Here is a 22,475-nt window from a genome sequence, read left to right on the forward strand (position 1 = left end):
ATACGGGAAAACTCCGGGCATCGCGTGACAACGCGGTGCCCTTCGTGTATCCGCGATGCGGTTATACCTCGCAGCGCGTGGCAATCTATTGAAGATTGGTGCGCCGTTGCGTTTCTCTCTAGATCTCGCATGTCGTCGCCGCAAATGGTGGCTGACTGTCCGCGACATGCTTTAAGGAGTCATGATGTCTTCCAAGCCGCTTTATAAACGTGTTCTTCTCAAGGCGTCGGGCGAAGCCCTCATGGGCGATCAGGGTTTTGGTATCGACGTCGCCGTCGCAGATCGCATCGCGTCTGATATTGCCGAGGCACGCGCCATGGGCGTCGAGGTCGGCGTCGTCGTCGGCGGTGGGAATATCTTCCGCGGCGTCGCCGTGGCATCCAAGGGTGGTGACCGGGTAACCGGCGATCACATGGGCATGCTCGCGACCGTCATCAACGCGCTGGCGCTGGCGACCTCGCTGCGCAAGCTCGACATCGATACGGTGGTTCTGTCGGCGATCGCGATGCCCGAGATTTGCGAAAGCTTTTCCCAGCGCGCGACACTCTCGCACCTGGCGCAGGGTCGCGTGGTCATTTTTGCAGGCGGCACAGGCAATCCGTTTTTCACGACGGACTCGGCCGCTGCACTCCGCGCCGCAGAAATTGGCGCTGAAGCGATCTTCAAGGGAACGCAGGTCGATGGCATCTACTCGGCCGATCCGAAGAAAGATCCGACCGCGACCCGCTTTGACGAATTGACTCATTCGGAAGTCTTGGGCAAGGGACTTGCGGTCATGGATATTGCGGCGGTCGCGCTTGCGCGTGAAAACCACATTCCCATCATCGTCTTCTCGATCCATGAGAAGGGCGGTTTTGCAGCAATATTGACGGGCGGCGGTCGCAAGACCATCGTGCACGACAAATAATGGCCGGGCGCTGATTCCACGGTGTGCAATTGGGCCAGATCGGCCAGAACTGACGGAGTATGAATATGAGTGGTACTGACATCAACGATATCAAGCGTCGCATGGATGGGGCGATCAATGCTTTCAAGAGCGACATCGCATCGCTTCGTACGGGGCGCGCCTCTGCAAACATTCTCGATCCTGTCACGGTCGATGCCTACGGCTCTCGCGTTCCGCTCTCTCAGGTTGCCAACATCACGGTTCCGGAAGCGCGCATGCTGGGTGTCAACATCTGGGACAAGTCGATGGTCGGTGCTGTCGATCGTGCGATCCGTGAATCCAATCTGGGCCTCAACCCGATCGTCGATGGGCAGAACCTGCGTATTCCCTTGCCTGAACTCAATGAAGAGCGTCGCAAGTCGCTCGTCAAGGTCGCGCATGACTACGCGGAGAAGGCCAAGGTCGCTATTCGCCACGTCCGTCGCGATGGTATGGATGGGCTGAAGAAAGCTGAAAAGGACGGCGACATCGGTCAGGACGACAGCCGGGCGCTGTCTGAGAAAGTCCAGAAAATGACGGATGAAACGATTTCGGAAATTGATCGCTTGCTTGCAGAGAAAGAAAGAGAAATCATGCAGGTATAGTCGGCTCTTGAGCTCGTCGATTTTTTCCTTCAATTCCGTGCTGCTTAAACTGGATCGAGATGTCGAACATTACACGTTCCTCACACCCTGAGCATGTTGCCATCATTATGGATGGCAACGGGCGTTGGGCAAAGCAGCGCGGGCTTCCACGGCTCATGGGTCATCGGCGTGGCGTCGAGGCCGTGCGGGAAACCGTGCGTGCAGCCGGCGAATATGGCCTCAAATATCTGACGCTGTTTGCCTTCTCTTCCGAGAACTGGCGCCGGCCGGAAACCGAGGTCATGGATCTGCTGGGGCTTCTCAAGGCCTTCATCCGTCGTGACCTTGCCGATCTGCACAAGGAAAATGTCCGCGTTCGGATCATCGGGGATCGATCCGGTCTCAAGGACGATATCCGTAAGCTGCTGACCGAGGCCGAAGAGAGAACATGCGAGAACACCGCACTGACGCTGGTGATCGCCTTCAATTACGGCTCCCGTGATGAAATAGCCCGTGCGGCGGCCTCGCTTGCCAGAGACGTGGCCGAGGGCAAGCTCGACGCATCCGAGATCAACCCGGATGCGATTGCAGCCCGTCTGGATACGGCAGGCATACCCGATCCCGATCTTATTATCCGCACCAGCGGCGAAGAGCGGCTTTCGAATTTCCTGTTGTGGCAGGCGGCCTATTCCGAATTCCTGTTTATTCCTGACTACTGGCCTGACTTCGATCGCAAGACCTTCTTGGCGGCCATCGACCAGTATATGACGCGCGATCGCAGGTTTGGCGGCCTGTCGGATCAAGTTGCGCTGGCAGGCGTCTGATGAGCCGCGAACTCAGACTACGTATTATATCCGGCATCGTTATGGCCGTGATCATCCTGGCCGCCACGTGGTACGGCGGAATGATGTTCCGCCTGATGGCTGGGTTGCTGGCACTGCTGATCTATTACGAATGGAGCACAATTACGAAATTGTCGGAAACTAATCCCACCGGCTATGCCTGGGGATGGTTTTCGGTTGCCGTGATGAGCGGCAATACGATTTTCGGTGAGCCATCGCTCGATCTTCCATTGTTGTCAGGCTTTACATTGACGGCGGCGCTGTTTCCGGTTCTGCGCGGACGCAACTGGTGGCTGGTCAGCGGTATCGTCTATGCAGGTCTTAGCGGTATTTCACTTGCCGCTATTCGCGGAGACGAGCAGACCGGCCTCGCCGCGATGCTGTTTGTGTTTTCCGTCGTATGGGCAACCGACATCTTGGCCTATTTCGTTGGACGCGCCATCGGTGGGCCGAAACTTGCTCCAGCCATCTCTCCCGGCAAGACATGGTCGGGCGCGATTGGCGGCACCGTATCTGGCGTTTTTGCGGGCGGGGCGGTCGCGGCCGGCTATCACGGGCGGATCAGCTTTGTGATTGTCGGGCTTGCACTTCTTCTTTCTGTGTTCAGCCAGATCGGCGATCTCTTCGAATCCTTCATCAAGCGTCGCTTTCAGGTGAAGGATTCCAGCCACCTCATTCCCGGTCATGGCGGCTTTATGGATCGGGTTGACGGACTTGTTTTTGCCTGCTTTACCGTATTCCTCATTGCTGTCGTTCACGCGGCGATAACCGGTGATGTGCCAGGATCAGGCGGCGGAATTCTGCCCGGCTTCTGATGGTGGCTCTCAGGCAATAAACGAAGGACTTGGATGATGGATATGGTAACGGCGTCGGTTGGTTTCTTGACCGGTTATATGGTGCCGTTCATTCTTGTTCTTTCTCTTCTCGTTTTCGTTCATGAGATGGGTCATTATCTTGTCGGACGCTGGTGCGGCATCAGATCCACGGCGTTTTCCGTAGGCTTTGGTCCAGAACTTGTCGGCTTCACGGACAAGCACGGCACGCGCTGGAAAATTTCAGCCATTCCACTCGGTGGCTATGTCAAATTCTTCGGCGACGACGACGTGTCCAGCAAGCCTGATAGCGAAGGTCTGGCCGGATTGACACTGGAAGAGCGTGCGCAGACGCTTGCAGGCGCAAAACTGTGGAAAAGAGCTGCCACCGTTGCGGCCGGGCCCATCGCCAACTTCCTCCTCGCAATTTTGATCTTTGCCGCTCTCTTCACGATCTATGGCCGCATGATCTCCGATCCGATCGTCTCGGAAGTGCGCGAAAACAGCGCTGCACAAGCGGCGGGCGTGCTGGCGGGGGATAGACTGGTTGCGATCGATGGGGAGAAGGTCAAGACATTCGAAGACGTCCGCCGCTACGTTGCCATCCGTCCAGGCACACAGATTTCCGTGACGGTCGAGCGCAACGGACAGGAATTGTCGCTGCCCATGGTACCGACCCGCACCGAAACGAAGGACCAGTTCGGCAACAAGATGGAACTGGGCATTATCGGTATCGTGACCGATCAAACCCGAGGCAATTTCCGGCACGTGACCTATTCGCCCACCGACGCGCTGGTCGAGGGCGTTCGCGAGACCGGCCATGTGGTCACGGGAACCTTCGCTTATATCGGAAATCTCGTGACGGGCCGCATGAACGCCGATCAACTGGGCGGGCCTGTGCGTGTCGCGCAAGCATCAGGTCAGATGGCATCGCTCGGTTTTGCAGCGGTAATTCAGCTTGCAGCCTTGCTTTCGGTGTCGATAGGTCTTCTTAATTTGATGCCCGTCCCGATTCTGGATGGTGGTCATCTTCTTTTCTACGCCATCGAGGCGGTGAGGGGCAGGCCGCTTGGATCGGGTGCGCAGGAGGTGGCATTCCGCATTGGTCTGGCGATGATTTTCAGCTTGATGGTTTTCGCCACGTGGAATGATATCAGCAGCTTGATCGGCTAAAGGTGGCTTTGGGGCTGTTTTGTTAAGGGGGTATTTACCTTGTTTTGATGCCAAAGTGGCGATTGAGCCACGGTGGCTTGCGAAGTAAATAGAAATTAACCGTCGGGCTTGCTTGTAGAGTAAAAGCAGGTAAAAACGACGCAGATGGCCGGAGTCGGGTTCCGCCCGCTGAGGGACAACGGGAAAAGGTAAGAATTGAAAATGAAGGCTGGTTCAAGATTTTTGAACGCGGTGTCGGCGGTTGCGCTGTCTGCTGGTGTTTCTTCCGTCGCAGTCCTGGGGGTACTTGCTTCTTCTGGTGTTGCAAACGCAGCGGTTATCCAGCGCGTTGATGTGCGAGGCGCAGAACGCGCCGGTGCGGACGCTGTTCGCTCCAACATCACCATTGCACCCGGTCGCAATTTTTCCAACTCTGACATTGATGAATCGGTCAAGCGTCTTTACGCGACCGGCTATTTCTCCAATGTCAGCATGAGTGTTTCCGGCAGCACGCTGGTTGTGACGGTGCGTGAAAACAATCTCGTCAATCAGGTCGTGTTCAACGGCAACCGCAAGATCAAGGACGACAAGCTTCAGGGCATCGTGCAGACACAGTCTCTCGGGCCTTACGATCAGACCCTTGTGACCGCTGACATTGCTCGCATCAAGGACGCCTATGCGGCTATTGGTCGTAGCGACATCCAGGTGACAACGCAGGTCGTCAATGTTGGTCAGGGTCGTGTCAACCTCGCATTCGTGATCAACGAAGGTGAGCGCACAAAGATCGCCCGTATCGATTTTGTTGGCAACAATGCCTATAGCGATGGCCGTCTCGCTGCCGTCCTCAACACCAAGAAATCCAACATGCTGTCGTTCCTGACGCGCAAGGATGTCTACAACGAGGACAAGTTGCGCGCTGACGAAGAAGCGCTACGCCAGTTCTATTATAACCGTGGCTACGCCGACTTCCGCGTAACGTCGTCTGACGCCGTGCTGGATGAGGCCACCAACGAATACACGATCACCATCACCGTTGATGAAGGTCAGCGCTACGCGTTTGGTAATGTGGCTGTCGAATCCACAGTGCCTGGCGTTGATGGTTCGCAGCTTCAAGGCCTCGTCGAAACCAAGGCTGGTTCCGGCTACAGCGCCAAGGAAGTTCAGCAGAGCATGGAAGCGATTTCCAAGCGCGTGTCCGCGGAGGGTTATCCTTTCGCACGCGTCACGCCTCGTGGTGACCGCGACATGAACGGCAACACCATCGGCGTCACCTATATCGTTGATCAGGGCGAACGCGCTTACGTCGAGCGTATCGAAATCCGTGGCAACACTCGTACACGTGACTATGTCATCCGTCGCGAATTCGACATCAGCGAAGGCGACGCGTTCAACCAGACGATCATCACCGCTGCAAAGCGTCGTTTGGAGGCTCTCGGTTACTTCTCCAAGGTCAATATCGGTACGTCCCAGGGCAGCGCCCCGGACCGTGTCGTGATCGTGGTGGATGTCGAAGATCAGGCGACAGGCTCGTTCGGTATCGGTGCTGGTTACTCCCAGAACGATGGCGCGCTGCTTGAAGCATCGATCGAAGAAAAGAACTTCCTCGGCCGCGGCCAGTATATCCGCATTGCAGCGGGTGCGGGCCAGGACGACGCACGGAGCTACAACTTCTCGTTCACCGAACCCTATTTCCTCGGATACCGTCTTGCCGCTGGTTTTGACCTGTTCAAGAGCCAGAGCTCGAGCGAAGATTACTACGATTATGACGAGCAGGGCTTCGCGCTTCGCGTGACCGCTCCGATTACGGAAAATCTGGCGACGACGTTCAAGTATACCTACAAGCAGATTCAATATGATGGTGAGGACGACTATCGTGCGAACCTTGCTCAGCCTTATGTCGATCTGATTGATCAGAATAACGGTGAATGGGTTCAGTCAAGCATTTCCAACACTCTGGCCTACAACTCGCTTGACGACCGTAACATGCCGCGTTCTGGCTGGCAGGGTTCGTTGACCAACGAGTTTGCTGGACTGGGTGGCGATTCCGAATACTACAAGATTTATGCCAAGGCTCGTTACTATCATACTCTGTCTGATGAGTATGACATCATCGGCTCGCTGACCGGTCAGGCCGGTTACGTTGCGCCGACAGGTGACAACCTGCTTGTCTTCGACCAGTTCAAGATCGGTGGTCGCGTGATCCGCGGCTTCGAAAACGACGGTATCGGCCCACGTATCGGTGACGATGCAATCGGCGGAACGACATATTTCGCAGCGTCTGCTGAACTGACAGCGCCTATGCCGGGTGTGCCAGAGGACTTCGGTCTTCGTCTCGCTGGCTTTGTCGATGCCGGTACGCTTTACGGTAACAAGGTTGCCAACAGCGCCGGTGTGAAGGACGACAGCTCGATCCGTGCATCTGCCGGTGTCGGCCTGATGTGGGCGTCACCGTTTGGTCCTCTGCGCGTCGACTACGCAGTGCCATTCATGAAGGAAGACTACGACGAAGTGCAGAACTTCCGGTTTGGCATGTCCAACACTTTCTGATATCGGCAGTCCAGAACTGCAAGTTTGAACGTTCTGGAGTATACGGTTGATGGAATATAATGCTTTTTTTCCGCCCCACGAAGGCATGCGATTGAAAGATATCGCTGACCGTCTTGGGGCGGAACTGTCTGACGAGACCGCTGGTGAGCGCCTGGTGCGTTCGATTTCGCCGGTGTACCGGGCAAAGTCGGATCAGCTGTGCTACATTCTTTCCCGAAAGAACCGCGAGGAGCTGCTGACCTGCGAGGCTGCAGCGATCATCTGCGATCCAGCGCTTCAAAATCTGGTACCTGCCAATATTCCCGCTTTGATTTGCAAAAATCCGCACACCCTCTTTGCTCAGGCTGGCGCGCTTTTGCACGAATCGGCCATGAAGCCTTCTGCGATCATTGAGCAGAACACACAGATATCATCCTCAGCGCATATCGATTCGACCGCGAAGCTCGAGGCTGGTGTGATCGTCGAACCGCTGGCTGTCATTGGCGCAAATGTGCATATAGGTTCCGGCACGCGTATTGGGCCCGGCGCAATCATCGGTGCTGATGTTCAGATCGGACGCGACTGCACGATTGCCGGTGGTGCGAGCGTCCTTTCGGCTTTGATCGGCAATGGTGTCATCATTCATAACGGTGCTCGCATCGGACAGGATGGTTTCGGTTACGCACCCGGCCCACGTGGCATGATCAAGATTGTACAAATCGGTCGGGTCATCATTCAGGATCATGTCGAGATCGGTGCAAACACCACTGTCGACCGTGGCACCATGGATGATACGGTGATTGGTGAAGGCACGAAAATCGACAACCAGGTTCAGATTGGCCACAATGTGCGCATCGGTCGCCATTGCGGAATCGTCAGCAAGGTTGGCATTGCTGGCAGCACCCGTATCGGTGACGGTGTGATGATTGGCGGTGCCAGCGGCATCAACGGTCACATCAATATTGGGGACGGGGCGCAGATCGCGGCGATGAGCGGCGTTGTCGCGGATGTGCCGGCTGGTGCCAAATATGGTGGCATTCCGGCGCGGCCGCTCAAACATTTCCTGCGCGACATGGCAGAACTGCTGGCGCGCGCTGAAGAGCGAGATAAGAAGACAGGAGAGAAGAAGAATGTCTGAAGAGACAAAAACGACGCTTGGCGCGGCTGACATCCTTGAAGTGATGAAGCTGCTGCCACATCGTTATCCCTTTTTGCTGATCGACAAGATCATCGATATCGATGCCGACAATTCGGCAACCGGCATCAAGAATGTGACCGTTAACGAGCCGCATTTTACCGGTCACTTTCCCGATCGTCCCATCATGCCGGGCGTCCTCATCGTGGAAGCGATGGCGCAAACGGCGGGCGCCATCTGCGCCCGCAAACAGGGCGACGGCGGTCACCTTGTTTACTTCATGACCATCGACAATGCCCGCTTCCGCAAGCCAGTCGTGCCGGGCGACCGACTTGAAATCTACGTGGTAAAGCAGCGCCAGCGCGGCAATGTCTGGAAATTTCATTGCGATGCGAAGGTGGACGGTGTTCTGGTGGCTGAGGCGGATATCGGTGCGATGATGATCCCTGAGGATCAGCAATGAGCAAGATTGCGGCTTCGGCCAGAATTCACCCGATGTCTTTCATCGAAGACGGTGCGGTCGTCGGTGAAAACGTCGTTGTCGGTCCGTTTTGCCATGTTGGCTCGAAAGTCACTTTGCATGATGACGTTCAGTTGATCAGCCACGTCGTTGTGCTGGGCTGCACGACCGTCGGCAAGGGCACAAAGATCTGGCCGTCCGCAGTCATCGGTGGAGATTCGCAGAGTGCCCATCATAGCGCTGTTGATACGACACTCGTGATTGGCGAAAATTGTACAATTCGCGAGGGTGTGACGATGAACACCGGCACCGTCGAGCATGGCGGCACCACTGTTATCGGCAACAACAATCTCTTTCTGGCTTACGCGCATGTGGCACATGACTGCCGCCTCGGCAATCATGTCATCCTTTCGAATAATGTCATGCTGGCTGGCCATGTCACGATCGAAGATCGCGCCATTCTGGGCGGCGGCTCCGCCGTCCACCAGTTCACCCGCGTCGGCCGCCAGGCTTTCATCGGCGGGCTGTCTGCCGTCAGCTATGATGTCATTCCCTATGGTATGCTGAACGGCAATCCGGGTATTCTCAGCGGGCTCAACATTGTTGGAATGACCCGTGCGGGCATCGAGCGGGCTGAAATCCACAAGGTTCGACGCGCCTACAAGCAGATATTTGAAAGCGAAGGCAGCGTGCGGGCGAACGCTGCTGCTGTTCGTGACGAGTTTCTGGACTGCCCACAGGCGCTTGAAATCATCGACTTTATTGCCGCCGCCAATGACAGGGCCATCTCTTCGCCCAACCGTGGAAAATAGCCCGTGTCAGAGGATGTGGGGCGTCTGGCGATCATCGCGGGCAGCGGGTTTCTTCCCTATTATGTGGCGGAAGCTGCACGAGACGCCGGGGAGACGCCCTTCATCATCCGCTTGCAGAACCATGCCGATCTCGACTGGTCGCAGTTTGAAAATGCTTCGATCAGCATTGGCGACGTGTCGAGCCTCGGCAAACTCTTGGCGAGCCACGGCATAGGCCGTGTCGTTCTATCCGGGGCTGTTTCCCATAGACCGGAGTGGCGGGAAATCCGGCCCAATTTCAAGATGATCGCGAAGGTGCCGTCGATCATCCGCACGCTTCTGTCCGGCGGTGACGACACGGTGCTTCAGATGGTGATCGGGCTGATTGAGGCCCAAGGCGCGCGGGTGATCGGCGCCCATGAGATCGCACCAGGTCTGCTGGCGACCACAGGGTCTCTGGGAAAGATAGAGCCCAGCGATGAGGATCGTCGTGATATTGCCAAGGCAGCGCGTGCAGCGCTTGCGCTGGGCGCGCTCGATGTGGGGCAGGGTTCTGTTTCCGTCGGCGGTCGTCTCGTTGCGCTGGAGGGCGTTGAGGGCACCGACGGAATGCTCGCTCGTGTGGCCTTACTGCGTGCCGAAGGCCGTATTTCCAGCCGCCGAAAGGGCGTTCTGGTCAAACTGTGCAAACCCCAGCAGGATATCCGCGCCGATTTGCCGACCATTGGTCCCTCGACGGTACAGAACGCCGCCAAGGCCGGGCTTGCCGGCATTGCCGTGGAAGCGGGCAGGGCTTTCGTGCTCGACCGCGAGACCATGTTGCAGGCAGCCAATGAGGCGGGGTTGTTTGTCTGCGGTATCGATACAGGGCTTGTGGGAGAATTGATGTGACCGACAGCGTGCTCAAGCTTGCCGTCATCGCGGGTGAAGTCTCCGGGGATCTGCTGGGTGCTGATCTGGTGCGGGCTTTGAAAGCGCAATATTCAGGTCGGATCGAACTGTCGGGTGTCGGTGGCGACGCCTTGATGGCTGAAGGTCTGGTTTCGTTCTTCGATTACTCGGAACTTTCGATCATGGGCTTCACCCAGGTCCTGAAAAAACTGCCGCAACTGATTGCAAGAATCAAGGAAACGACGAATGCCATCATCGCGGCCAAACCAGATGTTTTGTTGATCATCGACAGCCCGGATTTCACGCACCGTGTGGCAAGGCGCGTTCGTAAAGCCATGCCCAATCTGCCTGTCGTCAACTATGTCTGCCCCAGTGTATGGGCCTGGAAAGAACAGCGCGCGGCGGCGATGGTGTCCTATGTCGACCACGTCCTGGCGCTGTTGCCGTTCGAGCCGGACACCATGCGCCGCCTTGGCGGTCCACCGACCACGTTCGTCGGTCACCGCCTGAGTGTGGACAAGGACCTGCTTGCTGTTCGCGAGGCGCGTGCGGCGCGGCCCTTGCCAACCGCAGGTGAGCCGAGAACCATTCTCTTGCTGCCGGGTTCACGTTCGACGGAAACGACCCGCTTGATGGAGCCGTTCCAAACAGCAGCGACAGATTTTGTCGAGCGCAACGGGCCGACCCGTTTCGTGCTTCCCACGGTTCCCCGTCAGGAAGGGCGCATCCGTGAACTTGCCGCGTCTTGGCCAGATTACATCCGTCCCGAAATCGGTACGGATACCGCATTCAAATGGAAAGCGTTCGCTGAAGCCGACGCCGCGATTGCTGCATCCGGCACCGTTATTCTGGAGCTCGCCCTTGCCAACGTGCCCGTCGTATCCGTCTACAAGACGGACTGGATTTTCACGATGCTGAGCAGGCGCATAAAGACCTGGACCGGTGCGCTTCCCAACTTGATTGCGGACTACGCAGTGGTGCCTGAATATATCAACGAGGTCGTACGCGCCGGCTCCATGTTGCGCTGGGCCGAGCGCCTGTCATCCGATACGCTCCAGCGGAAGGCAATGCTGGAAGGCTTTGCGCTGGTGCAGGAGAGATTGCGAACGACACGCCCGCCGGGTGAGGTCGGAGCAGAAATACTACTGTCCACCTATCGGCTCAAGACAGGTGCATTCGGTCGCGCGACATGACATTGGCCATAATGCTCGAGGAGATGCATTTCGCCCGCGATGGCTTCTTGCGTGCCGTCTCCATTTAGGAAAGAAACGTCCAAGAAATCAGCCCGCCGGAGATCGTACGCGCGACACTGAAAACGCCTGAACGGAGACGTTTTCAGGGATGTCGACGCATTGATAATGGCACTGAACATTGTTGATACAGCTATAATCGTAGAAAAAGCCGGGCAGAAAACCCGGCTTTTTTGTTCGTTATAACGGTTAAAGCTTAGCGCTTTGAGACTGGTGTGTAATCGCGCTTTGCCGCGCCCGTATAGAGCTGGCGAGGGCGGCCAATGCGCTGCTGCGGATCTTCGATCATTTCGTTCCACTGTGCGATCCAGCCGACGGTGCGGGCGAGCGCGAACAGAACGGTGAACATGGTCGTTGGGAAGCCGAGCGCCTTCAGCGTGATGCCAGAGTAGAAATCGACGTTCGGATATAGCTTCTTCTCGACAAAGTAGGGATCGGACAGAGCAATCTTCTCGAGCTCGAGAGCAACCTGCATGATCGGGTCGTCACCATTGCCGGTGGCTTCCAGAACTTCATACATCGTCTTCTGCATGATCTTGGCGCGCGGGTCGTAGTTCTTATAGACGCGGTGACCAAAGCCCATCAGGCGGAACGGGTCGTTCTTGTCCTTGGCGCGGGCGATGTATTCAGGAATGCGATCGACCGAACCGATTTCGTTGAGCATGTTGAGCGCAGCTTCGTTGGCGCCACCGTGAGCAGGGCCCCAAAGGCAGGCGATGCCAGCGGCAATACACGCGAACGGGTTTGCACCGGAAGAGCCGGCAAGGCGAACCGTAGATGTCGATGCGTTCTGCTCGTGGTCTGCATGCAGGATGAAGATGCGATCCATGGCGCGAGCCAGTACCGGATCGACCTTGTAATCTTCGCATGGCACGGCAAAGCACATGTTGAGGAAGTTGGACGCGTAGTCCAGGTCGTTCTTCGGATACACGAAGGGCTGGCCGATGTGGTATTTATAGGCCATTGCCGCAATCGTCGGCATCTTGGCGATCATTCGCAGCGAGGCGACCATGCGCTGATGCGGATCGGTGATGTCGGTCGAGTCGTGATAGAAGGCAGAGAGTGCGCCGACCGTGCCGCACATGACGGCCATCGGGTGGGCGTCGCGGCGATAGCCGGTGAAGAAGCGGCTCATCTGCTCATGCACCATGGTGTGGCGCGTCACGCGGGTGTCGAAATCCTTCTTCTGCGCGGTCGTGGGCAGTTCGCCGTAGAGCAGCAGATAGCAGGTTTCGAGGAAGTCACCCTGTTCGGCCAGTTGCTCGATAGGGTAGCCGCGGTGCAACAGAACGCCTTCGTCGCCATCGATGTAGGTGATCTTGGACTCGCAAGACGCAGTCGATGTAAAGCCGGGGTCGTAGGTGAAGGTGCCGGTATTTTTGTAAAGCGTGCCGATATCGACGACCTTAGGTCCGATCGTGCCTTCTCGGACAGGAAGATCGACCTTATTATCGCCGAGTGTCACTGTCGCGCTAGTTTCCGTCATACCATACCTCCGAAATATGCAGGCGATGCGGGGACGCATCAGCCAGTTTAAGCGTCAGCGATTTAGCTATATGATCTGCGCGATAAAGCCAAGCTATTCAAAGGCCGAATTGTGCATCGCGGCATTCCAAAGTCCTGAAATGGAGCATTTCTACGGCATCCTGTTTCATTCTAGGTCAATGCTTCCTTAATCACGCAAGCCGTTGCAATCTGCCTTTTCCGGTTGCAAACTAAGCCCCTGCGGCAGGGGGCGCCAGTCGTGTGAACGTTCAGGAAGACAAACGGCATATCCGTGCTGCAGCAACGGGTTTCGTCTCACAGACGGACCTCGATGATCTGTTGTCTCCTTTGCATACTTCAAGAGGCGCTATAGCCTCATCCGGTCAGACGCCAGACCGCGTGAAACCTCTGACCTTCCGGGTCTACGAATGGTTTCGTCGGTGTGTTGCGCAGGAAGATGCCTATCGGCAAGGCTTTCTTTTCGTTCCGGTGTTCATCGCGGCAGGCGCGGCCCTCTGGTTTTTCCTTCCTGTAACACCATCAGTATTGATACTTTCAGGCGTCGCCATTTGCTTGGCCGCCCTGGCCGTTGCCACATATCATCATCCGGGCGTGACGCCTGCTGTTTTCAAGGCACTGACACTCGTTCTGGCGGGGATGCTCCTCTCTGACTGGGAGGCAAGGCGGGCAGGGACTGTCATTCTCGATACGCCCGTCACGACGACCGTCAGCGGTACGGTTGAGCGCCGAGAACTGGATGCCAGGGGGTATTGGCGATATCTGATCGAACTGAAATCCACCTCGGACCCGACCCTTACACGCCCGCCGAAACACGTCTCAGTCGTGTCGCGCAGTCGCCATGAGGCGATTGGCATCGGCCAGACAATCAGCGGCAAGGCCCGCCTTTCACCGCCTTCCGGTCCGGCACTACCCGGGCTCAACGATTTCGCCTTCTCGTCTTTCTTCAACGGCATCGGTGCAACCGGATTTTTCTACGGCGCACCAAAGGCTATGCCGTCAAGTCAGGAACAGCCAGAAACAAAGACGTGGACCCAAACCGCCGATACGTGGCTCTACACACTTCGAAGCAACATCGCCCAGCGTATTCGTGACTTGATCGGTGGGGATGCCGGTGCCTTTGCGGCATCGATTGTCACCGATGAGAGACGTGCGATTTCCAACGATACCATGGAGGCGCTTCGCGTTTCGGGGCTGGCGCACATCGTTGCGATCTCGGGGCTCAATATGGCGCTTGCGGCCGGCATCTTCTTTGTGGGACTGCGCACAGCATTCAGCCTGTTTCCGAGGTTTTCGCAGCGTTGGCCGGTCAAGAAAATATCCGCCTTTGCCGCACTCCTGATGACGCTGGCATACTACCTCATTTCCGGTTTTGCGGTCTCAGCCGAGCGCGCTTGGTTGATGATGTCGATCATGCTGTTTGCCGTGTTGGTCGACAGGCCGTCGATCAGCTTGCGCAACGTGGCGCTGTCGGCAATCGTCATCATCCTGATATCGCCGCATGAAGTCATGGGCCCAAGCTTTCAGATGTCCTTCGCCGCAACAATTGCGCTGGTTTCCGGTTATGCCGCATGGAGCAGATGGCGCGGCGACCGAGAGCGATTGACGACGGCGCGTCCGCCGTGGTGGGTGTCGCTGTGCTCCAAAGCGGCAACCATCATCGGTGGTGTCGTCATCACGTCACTGATCGGTGGCATCTCGACCGCCATCTATTCCATCGAACATTTTCACCGGATCACCGCCTATGGTCTGGCCGCCAACCTTGCCGCCATGCCGATCATGTCGCTCATCGTCATGCCGTTTGGGCTTGTGGGCATGCTGCTGATGCCGTTCGGACTGGATGGCCCCTTTATCAAGGTCATGGGTTACGGCATGGCGATGGTCATCGAGATAGCCAAGGAAGTGTCGAGCTGGGGTGGCGACACCACAATTGGACGCCAGAACGGATGGTTTCTCGCGGTATCAACGACCGGCTTCATGCTGATCGCACTGCTGCGGACACGGCTTGCCCTGATCGGGATTCCCTTCATAGTCGCTGGGCTGATGATGCTTGTGACAGAGCAATGGCGCATCAAGCCGGATGTGTTGATTTACGAAGATGGCTCTCTCGTCGCTCTGCTGTCGAAAGATGCCGTTGCAACCACGAAACAGCGAGGTTCCGGTTTCGTTTACGAACAATGGGAAAGAGCACTGCCGCTGCCAGCTCAGCATGTGGGAGCAAAGATTATAGACGCGCCGCCACCGGATGACGACGACCCGGGAGAGACCACGGCTCCATCATCTCGGCGTTTTGCGGCTCTGACGGATGCTGAACGCAGAAACGCCACGCGAGACATGAAGACCGCCGCGTCAACCGTCGGCTTTTTCACCTGCCGTAAAGACATGTGGTGCATTGCGAAATCGGACAAGGACGTCACGATCGCCGTTGTCTTTAACACCGCCTTCACAGGCACGGCATGCGATAGTGCCGATATCGTGGTGACGACACGCCGATCTCCGTTCGCCGCGTGTCGCTCCGGTGCTCTTCTCATCAGCGCAGACACATTGCGACGCACGGGATCCCTCGAACTTTGGCTTGGAGGGCAGGGGCGGCCTGTTGCGCGTGCCAAAGCCGCGATGCAGGGACAGAACCGGTTGTGGACGATGCATCGCAGCTACGATTGGCGTAGCAAAAGCTACGATGACGCATTGCCTGATCATATCCAGCAGATGCTGTCTGTCAGCCAATAGGCGCCCGCTCCGATCATTTACCTATCTGGTGCGCAAGTCTTCCAGCCACTCTCCAGATGCTCTCGCTTCAGCCTCATGCTCGGCATCGCGCCAAACCTCCTGCAGTGCCGCTGTTTCCCATTTCTTCATGGACGGAAGAGACAGCAGCAATTGCTTGTAGGTCTCACTTTTCTCCGACAAACCCGTTCCATAAGTCTGAAACCGAAACGCAACAGGGCAGAAAAAAGCATCAACCGCCGTGAGGGTCTGTCCAGCAAGAAATGGACCTCCGAACTCAGAAAGGCCCTGCTGCCATAGAGCATCGATGCGGGAGATGTCATGCTGGAGGCTCCCGGTGATCTGGCTTGGTTTGATCCGTAGACCGACGCACATGGGGTGCTGGTTGCGCAGCGTCGAGAAGCCCGCATGCATTTCCGCAACCGCTGACCTGGACCAAGCGCGTGCTTTCGCGTCATCGGCCCAAACACCTGGGTGTCGTTCGCCCAAATATTCAATGATCGAAACGGATTCCCAAATCGTAAGATCACCATCAACGAGGCATGGGACCTTGCCTGTTGGCGAGAACGACTGGAAGTCGTGAACAGTCTCCCCAAACGGCACCAGCTTTTCCTCAAACGGTATAGCAAGTTCTTCCATCAGGACCCAGGGCCGCAAGGACCAGGAAGAGTAGTTCTTATTGGTTATGTAAAGCTGATACATCCGAAGCCCCCTGTTGAAGAACCGTGTTACCGCAGGTCATGTGATGGATACAGAGGGCCTACGAGATGGAAGACTTCAATTTATTTGATGCTTGGTAATCCATGCGAGACTGAAAAAAGGGGTGCTTCGACACGACTTCCGGGTCAAAGGCCATCATGAACACATCACTGAAAAACATCTGGAAGCGCAATCGTCATGCGGCTCATGACATCAAGGTCATCGCCAACATACCGGCGGTAACGTGACGGGATAACGCGGCGCAAATCGCACTCCCGCGACCATCAAAATCAAGGCTCCAGCAATCAGCAGCAATTTGAGACGAAATCAGCGCAGCGGAAGCCGCGCTGTGGCGAGAAAACGCCAGAGAATTTCGCGACCCAAACCATGCGATGTGCTCAATGGTACCGACGAATGAGACCGACCAGCTTGCCTTGGATTTTTACACGATCCGGTCCAAAAATTCGTGTCTCGTACGCCGGGTTTGCAGCTTCCAATGCAATGGATGCGCCCTTGCGGCGGAAACGCTTCAATGTCGCCTCCTCATCATCCACGAGCGCAACAACGATATCGCCGGGGCTTGCTGTGCTTCCGTCGCGAATAATGACAGTATCGCCGTCAAAAATTCCCGCCTCGATCATCGAATCGCCTTTGACCTCAAGCGCATAATGCTCGCCTGAACCCAGCATATCCATGGGCACGACAACGTCATGCGTATTGTTTTGAATGGCGGAGATGGGAACGCCTGCTGCGATGCGTCCCATGACAGGAACACTGACGGCGTTGGACAGGGCGTCGTTTGCCGGTGCTGGCGGCTCGACTGTCTTCGATTTGCCGAGGCTGCCTTCAATCACGCTTGGTGAAAACCCGCGTGGCGGCTTTGCTGGGGGAGTGTAGGACTCAGGAAGCTTGATGACTTCGAGCGCCCGGGCACGATTGGGTAGTCGGCGAATGAATCCGCGTTCTTCCAAGGCTGTTATCAGCCTGTGAATGCCGGATTTCGAGGCGAGGTCGAGTGCGTCCTTCATTTCATCGAAGGAGGGGGGCACGCCCGATTCCTTCATCCGTTCATGAATGAAGAGAAGCAATTCCTGCTGTTTGCGCGTGAGCATGGACAATACCCTTGGATTTCGAGGCGAAGATTCGCGAAACAAATACAGAACAGACACTATATGTTCCATATGTGTTCTGCAATCCCCTAAAATTTTGTAAAGTTCCTATTATTGTGTGTCTTTGCGCGTGACATCATCGTCCTGTAGGAAATGTTATAGGAACACGGCGTTGTTTGTCGCCGATAAACGGATGTGGATTTTCAAATGGCTCGCGACATCGATCACCTTGTCCTGCCGGTTTCGAGCCTGAAGGAGGCACGTGAACGCCTTTCAGCGCTCGGTTTTACCGTCTCTGCGCGTGCCAAACATCCGTTCGGCACAGAGAACGCCTGCGTCTTTTTGAAGGATGGAACCTATCTGGAGCCATTGGCAATCAGCGATGCCGATACGTATTCGATGAATGCCGTGAGCGGGATCGCCTTCGTCTCAAGGGATAAACGCTTTCGCGATAAGCGTGGCCCGAACGGAATATCTGCCCTTGTTGCCAAGAGCGACAATGCCGATTCGGATCATGAGCAGTTTGTTGCGGCAGGTTTATCCGGCGGGGATCCATTCTCATTCAGTCGTCCCGTGACATTGCCGGATGGCAACACCTCGCAGGCGAGCTTTCGACTGGCCTTCGCAGGCGACAACGTGAGTGATGTCTTCTTTTTTTCGTGCCAGCGCATCGCAGCACTTCCGGCTGATCGCTCCGATCTTGAGGGCCACAAAAACGGCGTCATCGGTATTCGTGAGGTCGTGCTGAGTGCAGACAGACCCAGCAACTTTGAGCGCCTGATAGAGTTGGTTTTCGAAGCGAAGGCCGTTGGCGGAGATGAGGAAGAACTTTATTTCCAGGCATCGAACGTTGGCCTTCGGCTCGTTACACAGGCAGCAGCCCGGCATCTCCTTGACGTATCCCAGCAACGTATCGGTCCGGGGTTGAACGGTGAAGCAATTGTCTTTTCCGTGTCCGATCTCGCCGTGACAGCAGCCGTGCTTGCTGCTAATGGCGTTGCATACACGCGTAAGGGCGCTCGGGTGCTGGTTCAGCCAGCCTCCGGCCAAGGCGCAATATTTGCTTTCGAGGAGTTATGATGAGCGTTCGCAACAATCTTGATGTTGTCGTCGGCGAAGGAGCCGGGCAGGTAACCTTTTCCAACACGAAGCGTTTCTCGCTCATCGCCGGGCCGTGCCAGATGGAAAGCCGTGATCATGCCTTCATGATTGCGGAAAACCTCGCCGAACTTTGCGGCAGGCTTGGGATCGGGCTGGTCTACAAGTCTTCCTACGACAAGGCCAACCGCACATCTCTGTCGGGACAGCGTGGCATTGGCATCGATAAGGCGCTGGAGGTCTTTGCGGAGCTGAAAGAGCAGTTCGGATTTCCGGTTCTGTCAGACATTCACACGGAGGAGCAGTGCGCCATTGTCGCGCCTGTCATCGACATTCTGCAAATCCCTGCTTTCCTGAGCCGACAAACAGACCTTCTTGTTGCTGCCGCCAAGACGGGCCGTGTGATCAACGTCAAGAAGGGCCAGTTTCTAGCGCCCTGGGATATGAAGAACGTTCTGGCCAAGTTGAACGATAGCGGCAATCCGAACGTCCTTTTGTGCGAACGCGGCGCCTCGTTCGGCTACAACACGCTGGTGTCCGACATGCGCTCTTTGCCCATCATGGCCTCACTCGGCGCGCCTGTCGTCTTCGATGCGACCCACTCGGTTCAACAGCCAGGCGGGCAGGGCGGCTCAACGGGAGGCCAGCGGGAATTCGTGGAAACACTTTCGCGCGCAGCCGTTGCAGTCGGTATTGCCGGTCTCTTCGTCGAAACGCACGAAGATCCGGACAATGCGCCGTCGGATGGCCCGAATATGGTTCATCTGAAAGACATGCCCAAGCTTCTGGAGAAGTTGCTGGCCTTCGACGACATCGCCAAATCGGCTTGACGGTTTTTGGCCTCAATCGACTTTTATGGACAGTCGGCGCCTGAACGGGCGCCGTCATTGTAATTTCTTGATGGTCGTCTAAATCGGCTAAGGAAATTCAATCGAGTCGTCATCACGACGCTCTGTTTATCGCGCCACTCATCGTAAAAGCGCTTCACAGTTTTCAGTATGCGCTCTAAGACAGGCAACTGAAAATCCTGTTCCAGTCCCAAAGGGAGAGATCATGACAGCCATTACCGACATCATCGCACGCGAAATTCTCGACAGCCGTGGCAACCCGACCGTTGAGGTCGATGTCTATCTCGAAGACGGTTCCTTTGGCCGTGCTGCGGTTCCATCGGGTGCGTCGACGGGTGCGCATGAAGCCGTCGAATTGCGCGACGGTGGCAAGCGTTATCTCGGTAAGGGTGTTGAAAAGGCAGTCGAAGCAGTCAACACGGAAATCTTCGATGCGTTGGGTGGTTTCGATGCTGAAAGCCAGATCCATGTCGACCAGACACTGATCGAGCTGGACGGCACGCCCAACAAGTCACGCCTGGGCGCTAACGCCATTCTCGGCGTTTCTCTGGCTGTAGCCAAGGCTGCGGCAGAAACCACCGGGCTGCCGCTTTATCGTTATGTTGGCGGCCCCAACGCGCATCTTTTGCCGGTTCCGATGATGAACATCATCAACGGTGGCGCGCATGCCGACAATCCGATCGATTTCCAGGAATTCATGATCATGCCGGTTGGTGCGGAAAATATCCGTGACGCCGTGCGCATCGGTGCGGAAATCTTCCATGTTCTGAAAAAAGAGCTGTCGGCACAGGGTTTCAACACCAATGTTGGCGATGAAGGCGGTTTCGCGCCGGGCCTGAAGAGCGCGCCTGAAGCACTCGACTTCATCATGAAGTCGGTCGAAAAGGCTGGCTACAAGCCGGGCGACGATGTCGCACTGGCTCTCGATTGCGCGTCCACCGAGTTCTTCAAGAACGGCAAATACGAGATGGAAGGCGAGGGCCGTACGCTCGAGCCGGAAGCAATGGCGGATTACCTTGCCGAACTCGCAGGCAAATATCCGATCATCTCCATCGAAGACGGCATGGCCGAAGACGACTGGGACGGCTGGAAATACCTGACCGACAAGATCGGCTCCAAGGTTCAGCTCGTCGGCGACGATCTTTTCGTCACGAACTCCGCGCGCCTGCGTGACGGTATCAAGATGGGCGTGGCCAACTCCATCCTCGTCAAGGTCAACCAGATCGGTTCTCTGACGGAAACGCTCGACGCTGTCGAGACGGCGCACAAGGCTGGATACACCGCCGTCATGTCTCACCGCTCCGGTGAGACGGAAGATTCAACGATTGCCGATCTCGCCGTTGCGACCAACTGCGGACAGATCAAGACCGGCTCGCTTTCGCGCTCCGACCGTCTGGCAAAGTACAATCAGTTGATCCGTATCGAAGAAATGCTCGGTCCGCAGGCAGCTTACGCAGGCCGCTCAATCCTGCGCGGCTAAGCCTCCCACCTAGAGCGTTTCCATTTAACAAGGAAACGCTCTAGGCTGTAGTGACAATTTAATCATTTGAGCCAGAGCATTATGCTTGCGATTTTGATGAAGCCCATGAAGTTTGCGGCGATTTTGTCATAGCGTGTTGCGATACGCCGCCACTGCTTGAGCTTTGCGAAGAAGCTTTCGATACCCCATCGGGCCTTGTATGCGATGCGGTCGTAGGCGTGCTGATACTTGCGATGGCGGCGCGGCGGGATGACCGGCTCGCCGCCCTGTTCGAGAATGATGTCGTGCAGGCTATCGGCATCATAGGCGCGGTCTGCCAGCACCTGTTTGGCGGGTATACCCCGGACAAGATCGCAAGCTGGAGCCATGTCATTCTGCTGTCCCGGTCCAAGATGGAAGCGAACCGGTAGGCCCAACGCGTCAACTACCGCATGGATTTTACTGCCAAATCCACCGCGGGAGCGACCGAGAGCCTGGGCTTGCGAGCCCCCCTTTTTCGTCGGCCACCAGCAGCTTGGGCCTGCGCCCGAATCACGGTCGCATCGATCGAAAGCCACTTCAGATCAGGATCGGCGGCTACACGGTGCAGCAATTCGGGTGTTTCATTTTCAAGAATGTTCCGAATGGCACCTGAAAAAGGGATAACCCAACATGACCACACCCTACACACAGGGCACGGTAACCGTGACCGCTGGCAGCACCACCGTGACCGGAACCGGGACAGGCTGGCTGACGAGTGGCATTGTTCCGGGCGTTCTTGGCGTCGATGGCCTCTCTGCACCGGCTACAACGATTGTCAGCGACATCGAATTGGAGTTGGCTGTCCCGTGGGCGGGTCCATCTGCGAGCGGCAAGTCCTACTGGCTGACCTACGACACCAGCAACGGCCAGCAGACGATCCTCAATACGCAGAGATTGGCCGAATACCTTGCGCGCCTCGACAAGCCGACGCTGGCCGCTCTGGCGGCTCTCACACCCGCCGCAAACAAGCTGCCGTATTTCGCCTCGGGGAACACTGGGGCGCTTGCCGACTTTCCCGCGCTTGCCCGATCCCTCTTGGCACTCGGGGGCGCGGCAAACAAGCTGCTATATCAGAACGCGGCAAACAGCTATGCCACGACTGATCTTACGGCTAAGGCAAGAGATATTCTTGCGAGCGCGGACACTAGCGCCATGAAGGGAGTGCTCGGTCTATCTGGTGCTATTCAGGTTGTTAAGTTCCGCTTGATTACCGCGTCTGGAACGTACGTACCCGATGCAAACCTCGTTTTCGCAGTTATTGAGGCAGTCGGAGGCGGAGGCGGCGGAGGCGCAGCAGTAAACAATTCAACAGACCTCACAATCGGAACAGGAGGTGGGGCTGGCGAATACTCGATGGCCTTAAAATCCAAAGCTGATTTATCACCAAGTCAACCTGTGACGATTGGAGCGGGAGGGTTGGCCGGAGCAAATGGGGGTAATACGTCTCTAGGAAGCCTCGTCATGGCAATAGGTGGTAACGGTGGTGGAGCCGCAACTGGTGCAGGCAGTACCGGCCCGGGGGCATTTGGCGGAGCAGGCGGAGTCGGAGATTTGCGGGTCCCCGGCCAATCGGGAACAGGTGGAAACACTGTCGTTGGCTCCGGGGGCGCTGTGACGCGTGT

General features: G+C 56.6%; 18 protein-coding genes and 2 pseudogenes. 16 read left to right on the plus strand and 4 right to left on the minus strand.

The features are described from left to right. Nucleotides 1–184 precede the first annotated feature (184 nt). The 11 genes from pyrH to lpxB all read left to right on the plus strand — a co-directional run bounded on the left by pyrH (nt 185) and on the right by lpxB (nt 11,311). A complete protein-coding gene (gene pyrH, locus EKM04_RS11165) occupies nt 185–907 on the plus strand; it encodes a UMP kinase (RefSeq protein ID WP_045230636.1) in 723 nt (240 codons plus the stop codon). 65 nt (nt 908–972) lie between these two features. Then, complete coding sequence (gene frr / locus EKM04_RS11170; RefSeq protein ID WP_174152882.1) at nt 973–1,530, plus strand: ribosome recycling factor; 558 nt, start codon at nt 973–975, stop codon at nt 1,528–1,530. Nucleotides 1,531–1,589: 59 nt separating this feature from the next. Beyond that, the gene (locus EKM04_RS11175; protein WP_183897329.1) at nt 1,590–2,333 is read left to right on the plus strand and encodes an isoprenyl transferase; all 744 of its coding nucleotides are present in this window, start codon (nt 1,590–1,592) and stop codon (nt 2,331–2,333) included. Next, nucleotides 2,333–3,166: a phosphatidate cytidylyltransferase gene (locus EKM04_RS11180; protein WP_183897330.1), complete on the plus strand. Its 834-nt coding sequence runs from the start codon at nt 2,333–2,335 to the stop codon at nt 3,164–3,166. The genes EKM04_RS11175 and EKM04_RS11180 overlap by 1 nt, the downstream gene beginning before the upstream one ends. 36 nt (nt 3,167–3,202) lie before the next feature. After that, nucleotides 3,203–4,336, plus strand: coding sequence for an RIP metalloprotease RseP (gene rseP / locus EKM04_RS11185; RefSeq protein ID WP_183897331.1), 1,134 nt, complete (start codon nt 3,203–3,205; stop codon nt 4,334–4,336). A 201-nt stretch (nt 4,337–4,537) separates the two neighbouring features. Next, complete coding sequence (gene bamA / locus EKM04_RS11190; RefSeq protein ID WP_174152886.1) at nt 4,538–6,862, plus strand: outer membrane protein assembly factor BamA; 2,325 nt, start codon at nt 4,538–4,540, stop codon at nt 6,860–6,862. A gap of 49 nt (nt 6,863–6,911) precedes the next feature. Continuing rightward, nucleotides 6,912–7,979: a UDP-3-O-(3-hydroxymyristoyl)glucosamine N-acyltransferase gene (gene lpxD / locus EKM04_RS11195; protein ID WP_183897332.1), complete on the plus strand. Its 1,068-nt coding sequence runs from the start codon at nt 6,912–6,914 to the stop codon at nt 7,977–7,979. Next, nucleotides 7,972–8,439, plus strand: coding sequence for a 3-hydroxyacyl-ACP dehydratase FabZ (fabZ, locus tag EKM04_RS11200; RefSeq protein ID WP_045230517.1), 468 nt, complete (start codon nt 7,972–7,974; stop codon nt 8,437–8,439). The genes lpxD and fabZ overlap by 8 nt, the downstream gene beginning before the upstream one ends. Further along, nucleotides 8,436–9,248, plus strand: coding sequence for an acyl-ACP--UDP-N-acetylglucosamine O-acyltransferase (gene lpxA, locus EKM04_RS11205; RefSeq protein ID WP_183897333.1), 813 nt, complete (start codon nt 8,436–8,438; stop codon nt 9,246–9,248). Before fabZ ends, lpxA begins: the two co-directional genes overlap by 4 nt. Before the next feature lie 3 nt (nt 9,249–9,251). Further along, nucleotides 9,252–10,118 (plus strand): LpxI family protein, encoded by an 867-nt coding sequence (locus EKM04_RS11210; protein ID WP_183897334.1) that lies wholly within the window; start codon nt 9,252–9,254, stop codon nt 10,116–10,118. Next, nucleotides 10,115–11,311: a lipid-A-disaccharide synthase gene (gene lpxB / locus EKM04_RS11215; protein ID WP_183897335.1), complete on the plus strand. Its 1,197-nt coding sequence runs from the start codon at nt 10,115–10,117 to the stop codon at nt 11,309–11,311. The genes EKM04_RS11210 and lpxB overlap by 4 nt, the downstream gene beginning before the upstream one ends. A gap of 253 nt (nt 11,312–11,564) precedes the next feature. Here the strand turns inward: lpxB and gltA are convergent, their stop codons facing one another. Further along, nucleotides 11,565–12,854: a citrate synthase gene (gltA, locus tag EKM04_RS11220; protein ID WP_113492019.1), complete on the minus strand. Its 1,290-nt coding sequence runs from the start codon at nt 12,852–12,854 to the stop codon at nt 11,565–11,567. A gap of 260 nt (nt 12,855–13,114) precedes the next feature. Here gltA and EKM04_RS11225 point away from each other — a divergent pair, with 260 nt between their 5' ends. Beyond that, nucleotides 13,115–15,601 carry a ComEC/Rec2 family competence protein gene (locus EKM04_RS11225; protein WP_252094059.1) on the plus strand — a complete coding sequence of 829 codons (2,487 nt, stop codon included), beginning with the start codon at nt 13,115–13,117 and terminating at the stop codon, nt 15,599–15,601. Between the two features lie 21 nt (nt 15,602–15,622). Here EKM04_RS11225 and EKM04_RS11230 read toward each other — a convergent pair whose 3' ends face one another. Both EKM04_RS11230 and lexA read right to left on the minus strand, forming a co-directional pair. Continuing rightward, nucleotides 15,623–16,300: a glutathione S-transferase family protein gene (locus tag EKM04_RS11230; RefSeq protein WP_183897336.1), complete on the minus strand. Its 678-nt coding sequence runs from the start codon at nt 16,298–16,300 to the stop codon at nt 15,623–15,625. A 395-nt stretch (nt 16,301–16,695) separates the two neighbouring features. After that, the gene (gene lexA / locus EKM04_RS11235; RefSeq protein WP_183897337.1) at nt 16,696–17,409 is read right to left on the minus strand and encodes a transcriptional repressor LexA; all 714 of its coding nucleotides are present in this window, start codon (nt 17,407–17,409) and stop codon (nt 16,696–16,698) included. Between the two features lie 204 nt (nt 17,410–17,613). Between lexA and EKM04_RS11240 the strand changes: the two genes are divergently transcribed. From EKM04_RS11240 to eno, 3 genes are all read left to right on the plus strand, one after another. Next, the gene (locus EKM04_RS11240) at nt 17,614–18,486 is read left to right on the plus strand and encodes a VOC family protein (protein ID WP_183897338.1); all 873 of its coding nucleotides are present in this window, start codon (nt 17,614–17,616) and stop codon (nt 18,484–18,486) included. After that, nucleotides 18,486–19,334, plus strand: a complete 849-nt coding sequence (gene kdsA, locus EKM04_RS11245) for a 3-deoxy-8-phosphooctulonate synthase (RefSeq protein ID WP_183897339.1) — start codon at nt 18,486–18,488, stop codon at nt 19,332–19,334. Before EKM04_RS11240 ends, kdsA begins: the two co-directional genes overlap by 1 nt. A 223-nt stretch (nt 19,335–19,557) precedes the next feature. Further along, on the plus strand, nt 19,558–20,832 hold the full coding sequence (gene eno / locus EKM04_RS11250) for a phosphopyruvate hydratase (RefSeq protein WP_077100957.1): 1,275 nt from the start codon (nt 19,558–19,560) through the stop codon (nt 20,830–20,832). A 62-nt stretch (nt 20,833–20,894) separates the two neighbouring features. Here the strand turns inward: eno and EKM04_RS11255 are convergent. Continuing rightward, nucleotides 20,895–21,412 (minus strand): annotated as a pseudogene (locus EKM04_RS11255) (IS5 family transposase); the annotation flags it as partial. Between the two features lie 71 nt (nt 21,413–21,483). On the opposite strand from EKM04_RS11255, the pseudogene EKM04_RS11260 reads away from it, so the two are divergent. Then, nucleotides 21,484–22,475 (plus strand): annotated as a pseudogene (locus EKM04_RS11260) (hypothetical protein); the annotation flags it as partial.

Source organism: Rhizobium skierniewicense Ch11 (genome assembly GCF_023757665.1).
Lineage (GTDB): Bacteria > Pseudomonadota > Alphaproteobacteria > Rhizobiales > Rhizobiaceae > Agrobacterium > Agrobacterium skierniewicense.

What these genes read in the sequence shown, in the direction of transcription:
- lpxD (WP_183897332.1), top strand. Translation starts at nt 6,912, where the DNA reads ATGGAATATAATGCTTTTTTTCCGCCCCACGAAGGCATGCGATTGAAA.
- frr (WP_174152882.1), top strand. Translation starts at nt 973, where the DNA reads ATGAGTGGTACTGACATCAACGATATCAAGCGTCGCATGGATGGGGCG.
- rseP (WP_183897331.1), top strand. Translation starts at nt 3,203, where the DNA reads ATGGATATGGTAACGGCGTCGGTTGGTTTCTTGACCGGTTATATGGTG.
- EKM04_RS11240 (WP_183897338.1), top strand. Translation starts at nt 17,614, where the DNA reads ATGGCTCGCGACATCGATCACCTTGTCCTGCCGGTTTCGAGCCTGAAG.
- EKM04_RS11230 (WP_183897336.1), bottom strand. Translation starts at nt 16,300, where the DNA reads ATGTATCAGCTTTACATAACCAATAAGAACTACTCTTCCTGGTCCTTG.
- EKM04_RS11175 (WP_183897329.1), top strand. Translation starts at nt 1,590, where the DNA reads ATGTCGAACATTACACGTTCCTCACACCCTGAGCATGTTGCCATCATT.
- kdsA (WP_183897339.1), top strand. Translation starts at nt 18,486, where the DNA reads ATGAGCGTTCGCAACAATCTTGATGTTGTCGTCGGCGAAGGAGCCGGG.
- gltA (WP_113492019.1), bottom strand. Translation starts at nt 12,854, where the DNA reads ATGACGGAAACTAGCGCGACAGTGACACTCGGCGATAATAAGGTCGAT.
- EKM04_RS11180 (WP_183897330.1), top strand. Translation starts at nt 2,333, where the DNA reads ATGAGCCGCGAACTCAGACTACGTATTATATCCGGCATCGTTATGGCC.
- bamA (WP_174152886.1), top strand. Translation starts at nt 4,538, where the DNA reads ATGAAGGCTGGTTCAAGATTTTTGAACGCGGTGTCGGCGGTTGCGCTG.
- eno (WP_077100957.1), top strand. Translation starts at nt 19,558, where the DNA reads ATGACAGCCATTACCGACATCATCGCACGCGAAATTCTCGACAGCCGT.
- fabZ (WP_045230517.1), top strand. Translation starts at nt 7,972, where the DNA reads ATGTCTGAAGAGACAAAAACGACGCTTGGCGCGGCTGACATCCTTGAA.
- lexA (WP_183897337.1), bottom strand. Translation starts at nt 17,409, where the DNA reads ATGCTCACGCGCAAACAGCAGGAATTGCTTCTCTTCATTCATGAACGG.
- lpxA (WP_183897333.1), top strand. Translation starts at nt 8,436, where the DNA reads ATGAGCAAGATTGCGGCTTCGGCCAGAATTCACCCGATGTCTTTCATC.
- pyrH (WP_045230636.1), top strand. Translation starts at nt 185, where the DNA reads ATGTCTTCCAAGCCGCTTTATAAACGTGTTCTTCTCAAGGCGTCGGGC.